Origin of the sequence: Paenibacillus sp. V4I9 (assembly GCF_030817295.1) — a bacterium.
GTDB lineage: Bacteria > Bacillota > Bacilli > Paenibacillales > NBRC-103111 > Paenibacillus_E.
Map to the genome: position 1 here is coordinate 2383819 of NZ_JAUSZE010000001.1, position 17871 is coordinate 2401689.

Genomic DNA, 17871 nt, shown 5'->3' on the forward strand with positions numbered 1-17871 from the left:
CCTTTTTATCGAATTAGTTGAATTATTTCCTTATTTCATTAAGTTAGGAAGCCACATGACAAGACCAGGTATATAGGTAAGTATCATGAGTACAACGCACATGACATAAAAGAACGGCATCATGGCTTTGGTGCCTTCAGAAATCGAAATATTTCCAATAGCAGAGCCTACGAAGAGAACGGTTCCGACAGGTGGTGTCAGCAATCCAATGCCTAAGTTTAACATCATAATGATGCCGAAGTGAACAGGATCCATGCCAAGGGTCGTCACGACCGGAAGTAAAATAGGCGTCATGATTAAGATGAGTGGAGCCATATCCATCGGTGCGCCCAGTAAGAGCAGCAAGACATTGATGATCAGCAAAATAACAATGGGGCTGTCTGTGATGCCCAGCATCCAATCCGTTAACATGCCGGGAACTTTGAGAAAGGCTAGTACCCAGCTGAAGGTAGCGGAGGCAGCTATCAGGAAGAGCACCATCGCTACGGTTCGGAATGTACGTTGGAGAATGATCCACATCCGGCTTATGGGAATATCTCGGTACACTAAAAAGGTAAGAATAAAAGCGTAGAGACAAGCTAATGCGCCGCTTTCTGTAGCCGTAAACCATCCTGTGAATATACCGCCTAGAATGATGACGGCAGTCAGAAGGGAAAGCAGGCCATCGCGTACAATCTTTGGGATTTCTCGCACTGGAACAGCTTCACTCTTCGTATAACCCCGCTTGATGGCGATGATATAACTCGTGATCATAAGGGAGACACATAGGATCAATCCCGGGACTATGCCCGCTAGGAAAAGCGACGCGATGGAGATTCCACCTCCAGCCGCTAGGGAATAAAGCACGAGGTTGTGGCTTGGCGGCACAACAACGCCTTGAATAGCGGCAGAGACCGTAACGCCAACTGCGTAATCGGTATCATAGCCCTTTTTCTTCATCATCGGAATCATGACAGAGCCGATGGAGGAGACGTCAGCAATGGCTGATCCGGAGATGTTTCCGAAGAACATACAGGCGACGCAGTTGACCATGGCTAAGCCTCCGCGTATGCCTCCAACGAGAACTTGAGCGAGATTGATGAGGCGCAAAGCCATCTGGCCTTCACTCATAATTTGCCCGGCAAGTATAAAGAACGGAATGGTTAGGAGGGAGTAAGAGTTCATCCCCTGAATCATCGTTTGGCCCACGGTTGCCAGCGGGACTTTCAAGTAAAGTAAGGTGAGCAGTGATGAACCAGCTAAAGCCAATGAGATCGGAAAGCGGAGGACGATCAGACCAACAAAAGTGATACAAAGTATGAGAATAGCTATGGTCGGATCCATTATTCGGGGCCTCCTTCTTTCATATTTTGATGCCGCTTCGTCTCGATACCAAACAACTGCAAGAGTGCATAGGCACAGGTCATGACGCCGGTTATTGGCATGATGACATACAGTGTGCTGTTAGGCAGGCCCGTCGCCGGTAATTCTGATTCATTCATGATGACGGTGAAGTCCCAACCAAAGTACACGAGATAGGCACCAAAGGCGAGAATAACTAGCTCGATGACTTTATCAAGAACTTTATTGACGGAGGCTGGAAGCTTGTGGGTGAAGGAATCGATGCCCAAATGCAGCTTCTCACGAAAGCCAATTGCAATGCCCATGAAGGAAAACCAGACAAGAAGCAGCATGGTCACTTCCTCCGACCAGAAGAATACGAAGTCAAACAGCTTGCGGGTCATGACCTGTGCGGTGACGATGATGATCATACTAAGCAAGCCGATGAGGGCGGCAGACTCGATACATGTATCAATACCGAGAGCAATTTTTCGAAGTATTCTCATCGTAAAGCGGACCTCCTCTCTCTAATTTGTAAGTGCTTTCATTAATGTGACTTAAGTATAGCGCTCCTATCTACCCACAGGTATGCCATTGTTTTTAGTTTTTTTTGTAGTTTTTTTAGATATTTGGTTGGGTTGAAACAAATAATGAACAGTTGTCGGAGGGACAACCTGCTCATTATTTGACTACAACAATTCACACGCCTAAATGCTATTTTGGAACTTGAAGTTGCAGTTCGTACAACATTTTGAGGCCATTTGTTGCAAAATCGCCTGTCTCGGGCCCAATTATTATACATTATAGAGCGACGAAGGGTGAGAGGCGGGATTTAGGTAGTAATTGTTGTGCTTTTTACAACATCTTTCTCCCGAGTATGTGGATTCATTCATCTAGTGTTCAACGGTTCCTCCATTCCTTTTATAAGAATTGCATGCCCATATAGACAGCAACAGCCCATATCATACAGGCAGAAACCTTGTTTAATTTGTCAATGAATTGCCCCCCAGGATCACGCTTGCCCACTAGGCGTCCTGCGAACGCTAAACCGAAGAACCAGAACCAGGAAACTAGAATAACGCAGACAGTGAACACCCATTTTTCTCCGCCAACATATTGTAAGGAATTTGTACCGATAACTCCAATCGTATCAAGTATAGCGTGGGGATTCATTAACGAGACGGATGCTGCAAACAGGATTTGTTTTTTTGGCTCATTTTCCCGTTGTGAGGTCATCGAACCAGGTTTACTCCTCCAGAGTACCCATCCCATATATAACAGGAAAAAGAATCCAAATCCATAGAGCGCTGCTTGAAGCCAAGTGAAGGTTAATACGACGAAAGAAACGCCTAAGACTGCCAATAAAATAAGAATCGTGTCACAAACCGACGCCGTAAGGATGACAGGCAGTGCTTTAAGGTAAGATGACCCGCGGGCACCTTTGTTGAATACGAAAACATTTTGTACCCCTACAGGCAGAATGAGCCCAAATCCCAAAATAAGCCCATGTAAAACAGTTTCCAGCAAAACGATCTCTCCTATCTATAAGACTATTCTTCACTAGTATAGAACAAATCAATCGAATGTCTCCCTCCAAATGGATGGTGTATCACCCAACCAAATGTTATATTTGAACTAGTTAGGAGAGGATCATAGCATGGACTGGAAACCGGACTTATTGTCGGAAACCCCTTTATATATTCAGATTAAGGATTTTATTAAAAATAAAATATCGCTAGGTGAATGGGCGGTTGGTACCAAAATTCCTTCACAGCGTGCGCTGGCTGAACGCTTTGACGTGAATCGAAGTACGGTTGTTACCGCGCTGAGTGATCTAATTGCTGAGGGGTTATTGGAGGGCAACACCAAAGGGGGGACTAGAGTCATCAATAACTCTTGGAACCTTTTAGCGGCTTCACCTCCCCCAGACTGGAGCTCTTATGTGCAAGCCGGCACTTATTATCCAAACCAGCCTGCCATACAGCACATTAATCGTGCGGAATTTCAAGATGGCATTATTCGTTTGGGGACTGGGGAGCTTTCCCCTGAGCTGCTACCTTCTGAACAAATGAAACAGATTTTTGAAGATTCTTCAGTGAATCCTTTCACTTTGGGCTATGAAGAACCTAAGGGAAATCAGTATTTGCGGGAACAAATAGCTGCTTACTTGCATGGAATTGGCGTTCAAACTTCGCCCTCCAACATCCTGATCGTATCTGGATCGCTCCAAGCGTTGCAGCTCATATCTATCGGACTGCTGCAGCGAGGCTCATCCATCCTTTTGGAAAAGCCATCCTATCTATATTCGGTTCATGTGTTTCAATCTAGTGCGATTAAGCTGGTTGGTCTACCCATGGATGAAGAAGGCATTCAAACGAATCAGATTAGCCGTTACAAAGAAGGCTATAACGCTTCACTGCTTTATACCATTCCTACTTTCCATAATCCTACCAGTACGCTGATGTCAGAGCCAAGACGTCAAGAGCTGATGAGAATCTGCGCGGATGAGGGACTTCCAATCATTGAGGACGATGCCTACAGGGAGCTTTGGTTTGAAACGCCACCACCTCTACCATTAAAGTCCAGGGACCCTAATGCACTAGTCCTCTATTTGGGGAGTTTGTCGAAGACCTTAAGTCCAGGACTAAGAATTGGTTGGGTAGTTGCCCCAGAGCCGGTTATTGAACGATTGGCTGATATTAAAATGCAGAACGATTACGGCTCGAGCTCGGTATCCCAATGGGCAGCAGCCGAATGGCTTGGCAGAGGCTTATATCAAGAGCATCTTGTCTATGCTAGAGATCAACTTAAGAGAAGACGGGATCTCACTGTTCAGTTGTTGAAGACCAATTTTACAGAGATTGCTTCCTGGTCAGTGCCGGCAGGCGGTTTCTACATTTGGGTTCGTCTCCATGTGGATGTGCCCATGCAAATGCTGTTTGAGCGTGCTTTGAAAGCAGGGATTTTGCTGAACCCGGGTTCGATTTATGATAGAAATGCGGGAAGTTACTTGCGTATTTCCTATGCCTACGCCAAGCTTCATGAGCTTGAATGGGGGATTGAGCATTTGGCGGAGATGATTAAAGAGTTAGCTGGGGTCAGTAAAAATAAATAAATTCTGAGGTGATCGGGTGTCTATTAAAGGTTTGAATCATTTATTATTTTCTGTTTCTAATTTAGAGAATTCGATTTCGTTTTATCAACATGTTTTTGATGCAAAGCCGTTAGTTAAAGGAAGAAGTACGGCCTATTTTGATCTGAATGGCATGTGGATTGCCCTGAATGTAGAACAAGATATTCCACGTAATGAAATAAATCTATCGTACACACACATTGCTTTTTCAATTGAAGAAGCCGACTTTGATGATCTGTATGAGAAACTAAAGAAATTGCATGTTAACATCCTTCCAGGTCGTCCAAGAGACGAGAAAGATAAGAGGTCAATTTACTTCACAGACCCAGACGGTCATAAGTTCGAATTTCATACAGGTACTTTACAGGACAGATTAGATTATTATAAACAGGATAAAACGCATATGGAGTTTAACGATGAATAAATGTTTCTAATTTGGAATGTAAAAAGCTAAGAGCCCACGCTCTTTTTTCCTGTGCGCATACCTATAAGGAAGGTGTTTAACCTGATTATAAGGTCGCAGGAGGCTTTAACCCGATGTATAAAATGATATGCCACTGGAACCGGTTGGACTGGAATTTCCCCAATCCCGGGATGAAACAGGAGTTCGAGACGAACCAATTCTGGAAAAAGGCGATGCCCGCGGGCGTCAAGGTCGATCATCAAGGCAACTATTATGTTTCAGTCCCGCGGTGGGCGCACGGTATACCCGCTACGATGAACCGCATTGTCGTAAGGGATGGAAAACCGTTACTGGAAGCCTTCCCAAGCTGGGATTGGAATAAGGCCGGTAACGTTCAAGCATTACAATCCGTCCTCGGCTATGAGATAGACGAATATAACCGGATGTGGCTGCTGGATCAGGGTAAAATCGCTTATGCACCTTCTCCGGAAGGCTCACAGAAGCTGGTCATCTGGGACTTGAATACGAATAAGCTGCTCGACTCGATCGTCATTCCGAACGAAATTGCGCCACTTCGAACTTCCTTCCTCAATGACGTCGTAATCGATAACAAGAACGGATTCGTTTACATAACGGATTCGGGATGTGGTTGGCCGGACCACCCGCTGGATGGCGGGATCATCGTTTACAACATGCGAACGAGAACGTTCCGGCGAGTATTGGACCGGCATTACAGCACACAGGAGTTTCCCGATTTTCATTTTCAAATCGATTACAAACCTGTGTTTAAAGATAAGCCACTGCGCATCGGCGCCGACGGCATTGCCTTGTCCGCAGACCGCAGCACGTTGTACTATTGCCAGGTAACCGGCCGCAATTTGTACGCTATCGATACCTCACTTCTGAAAAACGATCAGACGCCTCTTGAGCAAATTAAAGATGCTGTGAAAGTGATCGGCAGCAAAGGCACGACCACCGACGGTATGCACGCAGACAATAAAGGCAATATATTCTACACGATGCTAGAGGGAAAAGGGATCGGCTTCTACGATGCTAGTGGCCGCAGCTTTCATAACTTTGTGTCTGACGATCGGATGCTTTGGGTGGACGGAGTCGCTTTTGACCAGAAGGGCTCGATCATTTTTAACAATAATCGGCTTCACGAGATGTTCGGCGGCTACGAAATAGATTGGAGTTATCCATACAATCTGAATATTTGGAAAGCATATGTCGGGAGGGACGTTAAATCCTATCTGTACGCATAGAATCATTTAGAATAAAAGAAAATTTTAGCGAAATTCTGCAACATGAAGTGGCTGTCCAAAAAGTCGCCGAAGATGACTGTGGATGTGCTAAATAGAGAAAAGGCACGCTAAAAGCGTGCCTTTTCTTGTTCTTTTGTTACTCCAAATAGTTATGTTATTAAGAAAGGTTCTGAATGATTGGTGATTAATGGTTGTCCTTCTTTATAGTACAAATGAGGAGAAAGCAGGATAAAAAAGATATGAACATCGCGAAAGCCATATTCACATAAAATCGTATAGAGTTCTTTAACAATGCTATCATGCAATTCCTGATCTCTAGGGAACATATATATTTCTAAGGATAGGGGAGAATTATTTAATTGTTCCACAAGAAGAAGTTCAATTTTTATTTTCTCTTGCAAAACGCCCGTTAACTTTGAAAATTGTTGGATGACGGTACTTGAAATCGAAGAAATGAAATCCTTTTGAAAACCTTTAAATCTGAGAAAAGGCATATGGGTTCCTTCTTTGCAAAATGGTTAGCGAATTTATATATTTTAATAAAAAATTCAGGTAAAAACAAATCCTATATTAGATGAAACCATTCTCATATGTAGATAAGTACATAATCTGAACGATATATCTTATAATGAGATCGAATAGACTTTAAATTGATCAGGATTTGACTATTGTGGGGGTAAAGACAATGAGCAGCTTACCAAAACAATTCGTTCAAACATTAAGAGACGTCCATAAGGGTAAAGCCGAAGAGTGGTTGAGAAATTTTGACAGGCTTATTTATGATTGTGAAAAGCGTTGGCAAATGAAAATGATGTCCCCGTTTGATTTATCTTTTAATTTTGTGGCTCCTGCCATTCGGAAAGACGGAACTGAAGTTGTGATAAAACTCGTCATTCCAGGTGATGAATTTGTATCTGAAGTCGATGCTCTAACACTTTTTAATGGGAATGGCATAGTTAAAATCATTGATGTTGATATCGCAAAAGGGATTCTTATTCTTGAACGATTAATTCCAGGGCAAACACTAGCGTCATTAGAAAGTGAGGACGAAGCTGCACATATAGCCTCACAAGTAATGAAGAAATTATGGATTCCTGCACCTTCTAATTCATCTAGCATTCCAACAACTATGCATATGGAAGAGAAATTAATCAATATTTATAAGAGAAATATAGAAGGTCACGGTCCTATAACAAAAGATATTCTACATGAAGCAGTTGACACTTATAGATCAATGAACGCTATGCCGGATAAACCATTTTTACTTCATGGCGATTTACATCATTACAATATTTTAATGGCTGCTAGAGAACCTTGGTTAGCGATTGATCCTAAAGGGTTGATTGGAGACAGAGAATACGACGTCATTCAGTATTTATTAAATAAATTGCCTAATGGAGATTCAACACATGTCATTGAGAAGCGTATTGATATATTTGTAAAAGAGTTGAACTTAGACAAAAAAAGAATGTTATCGTGGGGTTTTGCACATTCAGTTCTAGCAACCTGTTGGACAGTTCAGGAGGATGGTAGATATAACGCGCCTTTTTTTGATGCCATCCATGTTTTTAAGAGCTTGAAGCAGATATAACGATGTCTAATATTTAAAAAAATGGCTATCCCCCGGGTCTGTTAAGACTTAAGGGATAGCCATTCTTTATACCATTTGAGCTTTAGTCGTTAGAAAGCTTGAAAACCTCCAGCAGCTTGAAGAACAAGCTGAGCAGAATGGCAACTATGGTGGCCAGTGCCATACCTTTCAGTTCAAAATGTCCCAATTTCAGCGTTGCTCCGCTAAGGCCAATGACAAGAACAACGGTTGTTAGAATTAGATTGACCGGTTTGGAATAATCGACTTTGGTTTCCACCAGCATGCGGATCCCCGAAGCGGCGATGATACCGAACAGCAGCAAGGAAACGCCGCCCATGACAGGAGTTGGAATGGTTTGAATCAATGCTGAGATTTTTCCGACAAAGGAGAGCACAATCGCCAGGATCGCTGCTCCTCCGATAACCCACACAGAATATACGCGGCTAATCGCCATGACACCGATGTTTTCACCGTAAGTTGTATTTGGTGTTGAACCTACTAAGGAGGACAGCATCGTAGAGATGCCATTTCCGAGTAAGGATCTACTTAGTCCAGGGTCTTTTGATAAATCTTTTCCTACCATATTCCCGGTAACAATCAAGTGGCCAATATGCTCCGCAATGACGACTAAAGCAGCAGGAGCAATGATTAAGATACTCGCCAGATCGAATGTTGGGCTGTAAAATGTAGGGAGTCTGAACCACTGAGCAGCCCCAAACGTTTCACCAATATGCACCAAACCAAGCAGTGCTGCAAGTAGGTAACCGACAAAGATGGCTACCAAAATGGGAATGACCTTCAAAAGTCCACGAAAGACAATGGAACCTACTACGCCTACCAAAAATGTAAAAATAGAAACCGAGATAACGATAGGATCGGGAACCCAGGCTTCTTTTAAATTAGCCGGTGGAATAATACCTGCCATAGTGGCAGCTGTAGGCACCAACTCTAAACCGATAACGGAAACTATCGCTCCCATCGCAGCAGGTGGAAATACAACGTCAATCCAGCGTGTCCCCACGACCCGAATCAACAACGCTATGATTGTAAAAATCAATCCAACAACCAGAAATCCGCCTAACGCCGAACTATATCCTTTGGAAGCGATGACGACGAAAACAGGAGAGAGGAAGGCGAAGCTTGACCCCAAGAAAGCCGGGATCTTTCCTTTTGTGATGAAAATATAAAGCAAGGTTCCTATCCCGTTCATCAAAAGAATAGTAGCTGGATCGACATGAAACAAAATAGGGACCAGCACGGTGGAGCCAAACATAGCAAATAAATGTTGTAAACTAAGGGGAATACTTTCGCCTATGGAGGGGCGTTCATCTACTTGAATAATACGAGACACGGTTGGAACTCCCTTCTTAAAGTTATCGTACGATATCTTACCATAATTCGAATGAAAAGAAGAAATAATTATCAAAAATTCTATAAGACAATTTAGGGCATACCATCTTGTTTAATGCTGTCTTTACTTTGTTATTGACAGATTATACAATAATCGGACAATCATAAGTTTATGGAGTCCCTATATGTTAACTCATTTCAAGAAAAAATTCCGCTGGAGTCCTCCTCAAGTTATGGCGATCGGATTCCTAGTGATCATCCTAATTGGTGCCGTACTACTGTGGCTGCCTATCTCCTATTTTGGCGCAGGCAGATTAACATTCATTGATGCCTTATTTATGGCGACTTCCGCTACTTGTGTTACCGGGCTGTCCGTGATCAATACAGGAGCACATTTATCGGCCTTTGGGGAGATTGTCATCATTCTGCTAGTCCAAATTGGCGGGCTCGGCTTTATGACCATGTCTACATTAATCGCACTCGTTCTCCGCCGTCGTATTTCCTTTCAGGAACGCCTTATTCTCAAGGAGGCGATGAACCATGAATCAACGGAAGGCATAGTCCGTCTTTTTCGTAAGGTGCTGATCTATGCGCTGTATATTGAACTGGCAGGCGCATTGTTATTCGCACTTCGCTGGTCATTTGAAATGCCAATTGGCCAAGCGTTGTACTTCGGTATTTTTCATAGCATATCGATATTCAACAACGCAGGATTCGATCTGTTTGGCGGTTTACCTAATAGAATGGGAAGTCTCATGCATTATGTAGAGGACCCGTACCTGAATATCGTTTCGATGGTGCTTATCATTTTAGGCGGAATCGGATTTATCGTTATCTCTGACTTGCTTACATACCCTAAGAATAAAAAACTAACGCTGCACAGCGAGGTTGTCCTCAGCGCCTCCGCGGCTTTGATATTGTTAGGCACACTGGTCATCTTTGTGTTTGAGTACTCGAATTCCCTCACACTGCAGCCGTTGTCCGCCATAGGCAAAACGCTCAGCGCGATGCTGCAATCCGTGTCATCACGTTCAGCGGGTGTGAACACGGTCGATATTGCCTCGATGAGGCAAGCTACGCAGTTTTTTATTATTATCATGATGTTTATCGGAGCCGCGCCAGGTTCTTCCGGTGGGGGTATTAAGGTGACTACCTTCGTAATTCTTGTTGGAGCGGTTTACGCAATGGTTCGAGGCAGGGATGAAATTGTTCTGTTCCACCGAAGAATCTCGAAGGATCGGATTTATAAAGCTATTACATTTGCGTTACTCTCCTTTATCTTAATCGTACTTTCGACAATGATCCTCTCGATCACCGAGAACTTCCATTTCTTAGGGATTTTGTTCGAGGTTACATCGGCGTATGCTACTGCGGGAATGTCGGTTGGATTAACGTCGCAGCTCTCGGGATTCGGTAAAGTTTTCATCATCATTCTGATGTTCGTCGGACGTCTTGGCCCCGTCTCGCTTGCCTATTCCTTGTCGCCATTGCCGAAAAAAGAGCCTTACCGTTACCCGGAGGGGAAGATCACGATCGGCTGATATTAAAGGTATTGCGCTCCTCATTTTTCACTAATTTCTACCTCTTTATCATTTTCCACACGCAGAAAAACCTTGATATGACAAGGTTTTTTTTGTTTTTAAAGGAAAGTCAAAGAAAAATATAAGCGGGTGGAAATCGTTTTATTTACGAAAGTTGGAAGCGCTTTCAATATAAAAAGGGAAGCTGACACGCTTACAAGTAAATACCCAAAGCGTAACTGCAAATAAAAGGGAGGAACGCAAATGACAAGAAAGCCGATCCGTATCATTACCGTATTATCAACAATCATTATGATTCTGGCTGCTTGCAGTGGAAAGGCCGACGTAAACAAGGATATAGGTGCAGTCGGCAATGCGACGAGATCACCTGTAAGCTCGCCAACGGCTGCGGCCAATCCTAACGGCGATACCGGAGGATTAAAGCTTCCACTGGTGGACAAACCAACGACGCTGACTTGGATGCTGCCGAGCAATTCATCCAATATTAAAGAAGATCGGCTGGTTGTGCAGGAAATATTAAAACGTACAGGCATTAAAGTCGAGTTCCAGACGTATTCGCCTCAAACTTATCAAGATAAGCTTAAGGTTGTAGTTGCCTCAGGCAAGCTACCGGACATTTTCAGCGGACTCAAGCCGGCGGAATTAAAGAAAATCGGTAAACAAAAAGGTGTAGTTGCCATCAATGATTACACGGATCATCTTCCAAATTTCAAAAAGTTATACGTGGAAGAAAACAATTGGGTCATAAAATCTTATGGCGATGAAAACGGAAAGCTGTACACGTGGCCTATATTTAACCTGAATCGGGATGTCAATCACGGTTTTTGTTTAGAAAAGATGTTTTTGACAAATTAGGGATAAAAGAATGGATGAATACGGAAGAGTTTTATCAAGCGCTCAAAAAACTGAAAGAAGCTTACCCGGACTCCTATCCGTATGCCTCGAAAGGTATTGCCAATATTTTTAGAGACTGGTCGTTCGGCTGGGGCATAGGCAACGGAGATACTTATCCTTCCTATTATGACGAGAAAGATAAAACTTGGAAGTATGCGAGCGTTCAGCCTGAGCATAAGGAAATGCTGGATTTCATGAAGAAGCTGTACAACGAAGGCTTATTGGATCCTGAGTTTTTGACAGATACGCAGGATTCGTGGACAACGAAGATGACCACCGGCAAGTCTTTTGTTACTTGGGATTGGATCGGACGTTTGGATTTATTCTATAACCAAATTAAGGATAAAAATCCCGATTATAATCTGCGTTATGCCAATCCGATCGGTCCGACCGGCAACGTAAGAACACTGCCTAAAGTATCTGATTTTAGCGTGACAGTCTCCAACAATAAAAACAAAGAAGCAGCTCTTAAACTTCTTGACTACTTGACGAGCCCGTCCGGCGGCGAATTGATGACGATTGGGGTCGAGGGCGTGAATTTTGAGTGGGGCAAAGATGGGGTCCCTGTCTATCCACAACTGAAGGATCTGCCTCTGGTTGACATCGGCGTGCTGGAAGACCGCTATGCAATGTGGCTGGAGGGGGCTTACTTGCGACCGGATCGCCGCAGTGTGTATTACAAATTTTCTGAGAAAGAACGCGAAGCACAGGATAAAATTCTGAAAGGCAAAAAGTTTGAGCCTGTCGATCCTATTTTGAACTTCACAGATGAAGAAATATCGACCTTAGCTCAGCTTCAAACATCGCTGCAAAAAGCAGCCGAAGAATTTAACGCCAAGTATATCCTTGATAAAAAATACGGGGATTGCCAGTGGGAAGAATGGAAAAAGACGATTGCGAAAAAAGGACTGGATGCGTATATCAAAGTCTACAACGACGCACAAAAACGGTATGATGCAGCCAAATAACCCAAAGACAGAATCCCGATTATCGGCCGCATTCAAGCATATGAGGCGGGATCGCCAGCTGCTAATACTTTTTATTCCATGTATAATCTTCTACGTTTTATTCCGATACGGCCCCTTATATGGGTTGATTATTGCCTTTAAGGATTACAGTGTCTTCTCTGGCGTGCTGGGCAGTGAGTGGGTCGGGCTGAAGCATTTTATCCAATTTTTCACCAATCAAGATTTGACGGACTGCTCTACGTCCTTTTCAATAACAAACTGACTGTTATTGATCCGCAAACGCTGGAGTTTCGCACTTTGGCGGACACTTCAAGATTTGATCTGGGAATGGATGGCAACTTATACTTTACCGATCAGGCGACCAATACGATTTTATACCGAATGAAGGTAGATGGGGAAATCGTGGAGGAGCCACCGGGCATTCCAGTTTCTATCCGCAACGCTGGATTGGAAGATACTGTGAATAATGGTGTTATTCCCGGTTGGACTTCTTTGTTCACAACAGGAACGGATTACCGGTTTGAAATCAACGGTGATCGCAGCTTCTCCGGATCCAAAAGCCTGAAGATCGCGGATAAACTCCGGACAGCTTCCGTTGCCGTACAAAGTGACAAGATTCCGGTCAAGCCTGGTGAAGAATACCAAGCGGGCGTTAATCTGTACATTGAGTCAGGTCAACCGGGATTCATGTTCCGTTTCTTTGGCAAGAACAACGCGACGATCTCCACGCTGGAAATCCATCTGGACGAATCCAGATTGGCCCAATGGCAGAAGGTGACACTCAAAGGAAAGGCGCCGGCCAATGCAGCCTACGCTAGTCTAATCGCTGTTACGAGCCGATATAATATTTCATCAGCGTATTATGATGATTTTTTCATTAGTGTCAAAGATTCAGTCCCGCCGATCTCAGTCGCAAGCATCAATCCGTCTCCGAACGAGAGCGGTTGGATCAATAAGGATGCGGCCGTAACGATTGAAGCAAACCATGCCTACTCCATCTCCTATTCCGCTACGGGGGCGCAGTCGATTAATCAAACGACAGTAAAGGGATCAACAATTCAATTCCCGATTTCTGCAGAAGGGGTAAGCTTTATCCGGACTGGTTACGAATTCGTGTTCATCTCCACTCGTTGGGCAACCTGCCTATACGTTTGAACCTGGAAGCCACGATATTACGGTATCGGCCACAGACTTGGCAGGAAACACCAGTACCCGCCACATTTACGTTCCAAGTTTCCGTGACCTATGACGGGGTGTGCGAACTCATTCGTCAATTTATAGCGGACGATCAGGAGATTGCCAATGGGCTTTGCAGCAAGCTTCTGAATGCACAGGAAGCGGAGAAGCGAGGAAATCTAAAGGCAAAGGAAGGAATGCTTCACGCTTTCCTTAACGAAGTGAACGCTCAAAGCGGCAAGAAAATGACGACCGAACAAGCGCAAATTCTTAAAAAGTTGGCAGGTTATTTGTAACTATTGGAGGATAACATGGATATAACCGTGATGACGTTTAACCTGCGGGTTAATGTCAAGCAGGATGGCGACAATGCATGGCCGAACCGGATCATTGAAGCGGCTGAGGCTATAAAAAAAGCAGGGGCAGCGATTGTTTGCACGCAGGAGGGAACGCATGCCATGCTGCAGGATCTGGAGGCGCAGCTATCGGATTATGCCTGGCTTGGTGATGGCCGTCAGGGAGGGAATGAAGACGAGCATTGCGCTGTCTTCTATCATCGTGGTTTGTTGAAGCCAGTCGAGAGCGGGAACTTCGGTCTATCGGAATATCCTGAACGGCTCGGTTACTTGAGCTGGAACACTGGCTGTCCGCGAATATGCACCTGGGTACGGCTGAAGCAGCAAGACGGACAGGAGTGGTACGTGTTCAATACTCACTTGGATCATATGAGTGAGGAAGCTAGAACGAACGGCATCCAGCTTATTGTAGAACGAATCCGTTCCATGAACCGCCGAGACGGGATTTCGGCAATTTTGACAGGTGATTTTAACTGCGGCCCAAGCAGCGAAGTGATCGAAATTCTGACACAAGCGGGGCTTTGTGACGCTTATGGTGATGACAATGATGTAGGCTGCACCTGGCATGACTTTAACGGCGGCGACACGGGAGAGCCGATAGATTACATTTTCGTGACGCCCGAAATTCAAGTGAATTCAATCAATATCGATAGAAACATGTACAACGGTCGCTATCCGTCGGACCACTATCCAGTCGTGGCTAGTGTAAGATTGTAGCTTGGCCTTCAAATGCAATAAAACAAAGGGAAAAAACTCTGATGTTATCCATCAGATGGGCTTTCCCTTTTATTTATTCTCAACTTACATAAAACGAATATTGACGGTAATGTACATCAACTAGGAGCTGCCGCGGCTTGCATGTTGTACAACAATTTTGCCTTTTTCATGCGTTAGGAGAAAATGCATGATTACTCGCCCTAAGAGTCACTTTTAACAAATTTTGATGTACTTTTTACATCTATGCTTGTCGAGAGCCACCCCCAACCCCAACTATCCTGCTTGGGATGCCCAAAAGCCACTTTGGATGTTATCTTTCTCTGCCCAAGTATAGAATCGGCATATTTATCCAAACTAAGGGTGATGGAGGTGATTAATTTGAAAGACAAGTCCCAATCCAACCATAACGAGCCGACAATTGCACCGGGTATGAACACGCATGATCCTCTTGAGAAAAAAGCAACGGAAGAAGATATTGAAAAGGGCGATGCTACTTCAGTGACTCGTTTGTACTTGGATCGTACACCAGAAGACTAAAGTCATTCATAAATCTCCCATTGGCCGAAATGGCTAACGGGATTTTGTTATATGTAATCCAGATAAAAACAAACAAGGCGGAAGAAAGGTTGACTTCTACATGACTAGCATCCTATCTCTAAGAAACGGACGAATATGCTGACAAACCCCGAAAGACCGTTTTCCCGCAATTGGCTATTGCACTTGATGATCTTCGTGTTTGCTGTGTATTGGGGATTCATGGCCATCTCACCCACTGACCGGATACAATGGCTTATGGAGAGCATACTTCCCGTTATCGTTGTACTTGTTCTCACCTTTACTTATAAAGTTTTCCGATTCTCTAATGTTTCCTATTTATTCATGTTTATTTTTCTTTGCTTACATACCTATGGGGCTCATTATACCTATCAGGGTACACCGTTCGACATGTGGCTGAAAGCTTCGTTTTATACCCAGAGAAGCTATTACGATAGGGTCATTCATTTCGCATTCGGTTTATTCTGGTCATATCCATTCCGTGAATTGCTAACCCGTGCCGCCGCACTTCGTGGTTTTTGGTCATTCGTCATTCCCGCGGCAGTCGTTTTCAGTTGCAGCGCCTGTTTCGAAATCATTGAGATGGGGGCTGCTTTTGTAGCTGGGCAACATGGGGAGGAATATGTTGGTTTGCAAGGTGATGTTTTTGATACTCAAAAAGACATGGGACTTGGATTAGCTGGGGCGGTTATTTCAATGGGCATGCTTGCTTTGATATTGTGGCGAAAAGAAATGAAAAAGAGGCAATGATCCGAGAATCATTGACGCGCCCTGTTTCGCAACTTATGATGGGGATAACTACGACCTGAATGAAAGGAGATACCTCACCATGATAGCTTTCGCACGACCTCCCTGCTAAAACGTAACCGCTAGTCCTCCGCGAGCGCCCCCTGATTTGATTGAGCCTAATTAGCCAATCAAATCTAGGAGAGGAGCTCCTTCATGGACTACACAGCCAACCTTCGAAAACTATATGCGCTCCGCTTCTTTTCCAGCCTTATCCCAGCCTACGTCATCGAGAGGCTTTTCTGGGAGGAGAGGGGCATGACCATTCAGATGGTCGTGTATACGGAAATTATTTACGCCCTGACAATCGTCTTTCTGGAAATTCCCACTGGCATTATGGCCGACAAGTGGGGCCGAAAAAAGATGCTTGTGCTCAGTGCCCTGCTTGGGTGCAGCGAGTTTCTGATGCTACTGTTTGCGACCGAATTCTGGCACTTTGCCTTGGTCGTTTTCTTGGCGGGTGTGAGTCGATCGGCCAGCAGCGGCTCAGAAAATGCCCTGCTATACGATTCTTTAATGCTGCAAGGGAAGGCCTCTTCATACGAAAAACAACTGGGCAGATTGAATGCCTGCGACTTCGTATCCGCAATTCTCGCCGCCTTGTGCGGAAGCTTACTCGCAAGTAAATACGGCCTTGAGCTGAACTACTGGATATCGTTCGGGAGCGCGCTAATCGCCCTGACGCTCTCAATCCTTTTGATCGAGCCGTCTGCTGCTTCAGAAGATAATTCTGTCAATGAAGTAATTCCTTTCAAGACCTATGTCGCTGTGTCTCTACGTTTTTTTCGAACGAACCCAAGCGTCTCTCTTGTGATGCTTTCAGCCATGGTGACAGGTGCTGCCATGGGTTACATCGAAGAATTCTGGCAGTTATACGTGAGCAGACTGGGTATTCCGGTTGCATACTTCGGCGTATTATCTGCCGCTATCATGCTGCTGCAGCTTCCTGGCAATCTCATGGCACACTTGCTGTTAGGTTGGTTCAGCTATAGAGCGCTGATTTTCATTATTATGGTTGTATTCGCCGTCGGCTTCACCTATGTTGCCATTAGCAAGGATTTCATCGGCCTCTCAGCGATGTTCATCATTTGCTTGTTTTCTGGGGTGATGGAGCCAATCGCCTCCGGCTACTTACATCACCGGACCCATTCCTCTATGCGGGCAACGATCGATTCGTTCCAATCGTTAGGGGAGAATCTCGTGCACACTCTCGCTGGTCTTGGCTTCGGTTACTTTGCTTCAAAATATGACGTATTCGGCGGCTATGGCTTTATTGCGCTATTGTGCTACGCTTTTCTCGTTTGGTTCATTGGAGCATCCCGTAAAATCGAATAATAAGCACCATGCATCAAGAGTCGGCGGCCCTAATTGGCTGTCGTCTTTTTCTGTTTATAAGCTTGGGCGATGATGTTTATTGACGAGACGAAGTTGTCGAGTTAAAGTACAATTGATTGAATGTTAATGGGAAAGGGTGACCGTATGTCGAATAGTGGGAAATTCGCATGGACATGGACCATTCGTGAAGAAGATTTAGAGGAATACGTGAGTATGCATCTGGCACCATGGCCGGAAATTATGGAAGAGCACACGAAAGCCGGGATTAGGGATTACTCGATCTTTCAAAATGGTGCGCAATTTTTTTATTGCTTCTTGTGCGATGATTTAGAAGCTGCTTTCGCTTATTTAGCAGAAAGCGAAGCTTGTAATCGATGGAATGCGATTACTTCGAAGATGGTCGTCGGTTCCTTCGACTTCCGCGAAGCGGTGCCAATTCAACCGATGCGCGAAGTGTTTTATTTGAAATAGATAGAAGTAG

At 44.4% G+C, this 17871-nt stretch carries 19 protein-coding genes; 14 read left to right on the forward strand and 5 right to left on the reverse strand.

Features of this window, described 5'->3' with window-relative positions; genetic code table 11:
- Nucleotides 1-30: 30 nt before the first annotated feature.
- From QFZ81_RS10880 to QFZ81_RS10890, 3 genes are all read right to left on the reverse strand, one after another.
- Nucleotides 31-1323, reverse strand: coding sequence for a TRAP transporter large permease (locus tag QFZ81_RS10880; RefSeq protein ID WP_307444613.1), 1293 nt, complete (start codon nt 1321-1323; stop codon nt 31-33).
- Nucleotides 1323-1826: a TRAP transporter small permease gene (locus QFZ81_RS10885; RefSeq protein ID WP_307602732.1), complete on the reverse strand. Its 504-nt coding sequence runs from the start codon at nt 1824-1826 to the stop codon at nt 1323-1325. The genes QFZ81_RS10880 and QFZ81_RS10885 overlap by 1 nt, the downstream gene beginning before the upstream one ends.
- 415 nt (nt 1827-2241) lie before the next feature.
- Entirely contained in the window at nt 2242-2847 is a 606-nt protein-coding gene (locus QFZ81_RS10890) for a LysE/ArgO family amino acid transporter (RefSeq protein ID WP_307602734.1), read from the reverse strand.
- 130 nt (nt 2848-2977) lie between these two features.
- Between QFZ81_RS10890 and QFZ81_RS10895 the strand changes: the two genes are divergently transcribed.
- The 3 genes from QFZ81_RS10895 to QFZ81_RS10905 all read left to right on the forward strand — a co-directional run bounded on the left by QFZ81_RS10895 (nt 2978) and on the right by QFZ81_RS10905 (nt 6121).
- A complete protein-coding gene (locus QFZ81_RS10895; protein ID WP_307602736.1) occupies nt 2978-4435 on the forward strand; it encodes an aminotransferase-like domain-containing protein in 1458 nt (485 codons plus the stop codon).
- Nucleotides 4436-4451: 16 nt separating this feature from the next.
- On the forward strand, nt 4452-4877 hold the full coding sequence (gene fosM, locus QFZ81_RS10900; protein ID WP_307602738.1) for a FosM family fosfomycin resistance protein: 426 nt from the start codon (nt 4452-4454) through the stop codon (nt 4875-4877).
- 113 nt (nt 4878-4990) lie between these two features.
- Nucleotides 4991-6121: an L-dopachrome tautomerase-related protein gene (locus QFZ81_RS10905; protein ID WP_307602739.1), complete on the forward strand. Its 1131-nt coding sequence runs from the start codon at nt 4991-4993 to the stop codon at nt 6119-6121.
- Nucleotides 6122-6270: 149 nt separating this feature from the next.
- On the opposite strand, the gene QFZ81_RS10910 is transcribed toward QFZ81_RS10905, so the two are convergent.
- On the reverse strand, nt 6271-6615 hold the full coding sequence (locus QFZ81_RS10910) for a DUF1904 family protein (RefSeq protein WP_307602742.1): 345 nt from the start codon (nt 6613-6615) through the stop codon (nt 6271-6273).
- 191 nt (nt 6616-6806) lie between these two features.
- On the opposite strand from QFZ81_RS10910, the gene QFZ81_RS10915 reads away from it, so the two are divergent.
- Nucleotides 6807-7712 (forward strand): aminoglycoside phosphotransferase family protein, encoded by a 906-nt coding sequence (locus tag QFZ81_RS10915; protein ID WP_307602744.1) that lies wholly within the window; start codon nt 6807-6809, stop codon nt 7710-7712.
- 82 nt (nt 7713-7794) lie between these two features.
- Here QFZ81_RS10915 and uraA read toward each other — a convergent pair whose 3' ends face one another.
- Nucleotides 7795-9063, reverse strand: a complete 1269-nt coding sequence (gene uraA / locus QFZ81_RS10920) for a uracil permease (RefSeq protein WP_307444594.1) — start codon at nt 9061-9063, stop codon at nt 7795-7797.
- A gap of 184 nt (nt 9064-9247) precedes the next feature.
- On the opposite strand from uraA, the gene QFZ81_RS10925 reads away from it, so the two are divergent.
- The 10 genes from QFZ81_RS10925 (at nt 9248) to QFZ81_RS10970 (ending at nt 17861) form a co-directional block, all read left to right on the forward strand.
- Nucleotides 9248-10603: a TrkH family potassium uptake protein gene (locus QFZ81_RS10925; RefSeq protein WP_307602746.1), complete on the forward strand. Its 1356-nt coding sequence runs from the start codon at nt 9248-9250 to the stop codon at nt 10601-10603.
- A gap of 243 nt (nt 10604-10846) precedes the next feature.
- Nucleotides 10847-11458 (forward strand): extracellular solute-binding protein, encoded by a 612-nt coding sequence (locus tag QFZ81_RS10930; protein WP_307602747.1) that lies wholly within the window; start codon nt 10847-10849, stop codon nt 11456-11458.
- A 14-nt stretch (nt 11459-11472) separates the two neighbouring features.
- Entirely contained in the window at nt 11473-12465 is a 993-nt protein-coding gene (locus QFZ81_RS10935; RefSeq protein ID WP_307602749.1) for an extracellular solute-binding protein, read from the forward strand.
- Nucleotides 12466-12642: 177 nt separating this feature from the next.
- On the forward strand, nt 12643-13620 hold the full coding sequence (locus QFZ81_RS10940; RefSeq protein ID WP_307602751.1) for a hypothetical protein: 978 nt from the start codon (nt 12643-12645) through the stop codon (nt 13618-13620).
- Entirely contained in the window at nt 13617-13937 is a 321-nt protein-coding gene (locus QFZ81_RS10945; protein ID WP_307602753.1) for a hypothetical protein, read from the forward strand. Before QFZ81_RS10940 ends, QFZ81_RS10945 begins: the two co-directional genes overlap by 4 nt.
- 15 nt (nt 13938-13952) lie before the next feature.
- Complete coding sequence (locus QFZ81_RS10950) at nt 13953-14714, forward strand: endonuclease/exonuclease/phosphatase family protein (protein WP_307444580.1); 762 nt, start codon at nt 13953-13955, stop codon at nt 14712-14714.
- Nucleotides 14715-15092: 378 nt separating this feature from the next.
- The gene (locus QFZ81_RS10955; RefSeq protein WP_171643649.1) at nt 15093-15251 is read left to right on the forward strand and encodes a hypothetical protein; all 159 of its coding nucleotides are present in this window, start codon (nt 15093-15095) and stop codon (nt 15249-15251) included.
- Between the two features lie 135 nt (nt 15252-15386).
- Nucleotides 15387-16019, forward strand: coding sequence for a DUF2238 domain-containing protein (locus QFZ81_RS10960; RefSeq protein WP_307444579.1), 633 nt, complete (start codon nt 15387-15389; stop codon nt 16017-16019).
- Between the two features lie 192 nt (nt 16020-16211).
- Nucleotides 16212-17390, forward strand: coding sequence for an MFS transporter (locus QFZ81_RS10965; protein WP_307444577.1), 1179 nt, complete (start codon nt 16212-16214; stop codon nt 17388-17390).
- A gap of 144 nt (nt 17391-17534) precedes the next feature.
- Complete coding sequence (locus tag QFZ81_RS10970; RefSeq protein WP_307444575.1) at nt 17535-17861, forward strand: L-rhamnose mutarotase; 327 nt, start codon at nt 17535-17537, stop codon at nt 17859-17861.
- Nucleotides 17862-17871: the final 10 nt, after the last annotated feature.

Bases quoted from the DNA above. Each gene is read 5' to 3' on its own strand.
- QFZ81_RS10880 (WP_307444613.1), bottom strand. From the start codon at position 1,323: ATGGATCCGACCATAGCTATTCTCATACTTTGTATCACTTTTGTTGGT.
- QFZ81_RS10885 (WP_307602732.1), bottom strand. From the start codon at position 1,826: ATGAGAATACTTCGAAAAATTGCTCTCGGTATTGATACATGTATCGAG.
- QFZ81_RS10895 (WP_307602736.1), top strand. From the start codon at position 2,978: ATGGACTGGAAACCGGACTTATTGTCGGAAACCCCTTTATATATTCAG.
- QFZ81_RS10905 (WP_307602739.1), top strand. From the start codon at position 4,991: ATGTATAAAATGATATGCCACTGGAACCGGTTGGACTGGAATTTCCCC.
- QFZ81_RS10910 (WP_307602742.1), bottom strand. From the start codon at position 6,615: ATGCCTTTTCTCAGATTTAAAGGTTTTCAAAAGGATTTCATTTCTTCG.
- QFZ81_RS10915 (WP_307602744.1), top strand. From the start codon at position 6,807: ATGAGCAGCTTACCAAAACAATTCGTTCAAACATTAAGAGACGTCCAT.
- QFZ81_RS10925 (WP_307602746.1), top strand. From the start codon at position 9,248: ATGTTAACTCATTTCAAGAAAAAATTCCGCTGGAGTCCTCCTCAAGTT.
- QFZ81_RS10930 (WP_307602747.1), top strand. From the start codon at position 10,847: ATGACAAGAAAGCCGATCCGTATCATTACCGTATTATCAACAATCATT.
- QFZ81_RS10935 (WP_307602749.1), top strand. From the start codon at position 11,473: ATGAATACGGAAGAGTTTTATCAAGCGCTCAAAAAACTGAAAGAAGCT.
- QFZ81_RS10950 (WP_307444580.1), top strand. From the start codon at position 13,953: ATGGATATAACCGTGATGACGTTTAACCTGCGGGTTAATGTCAAGCAG.
- QFZ81_RS10960 (WP_307444579.1), top strand. From the start codon at position 15,387: ATGCTGACAAACCCCGAAAGACCGTTTTCCCGCAATTGGCTATTGCAC.
- QFZ81_RS10965 (WP_307444577.1), top strand. From the start codon at position 16,212: ATGGACTACACAGCCAACCTTCGAAAACTATATGCGCTCCGCTTCTTT.
- QFZ81_RS10970 (WP_307444575.1), top strand. From the start codon at position 17,535: ATGTCGAATAGTGGGAAATTCGCATGGACATGGACCATTCGTGAAGAA.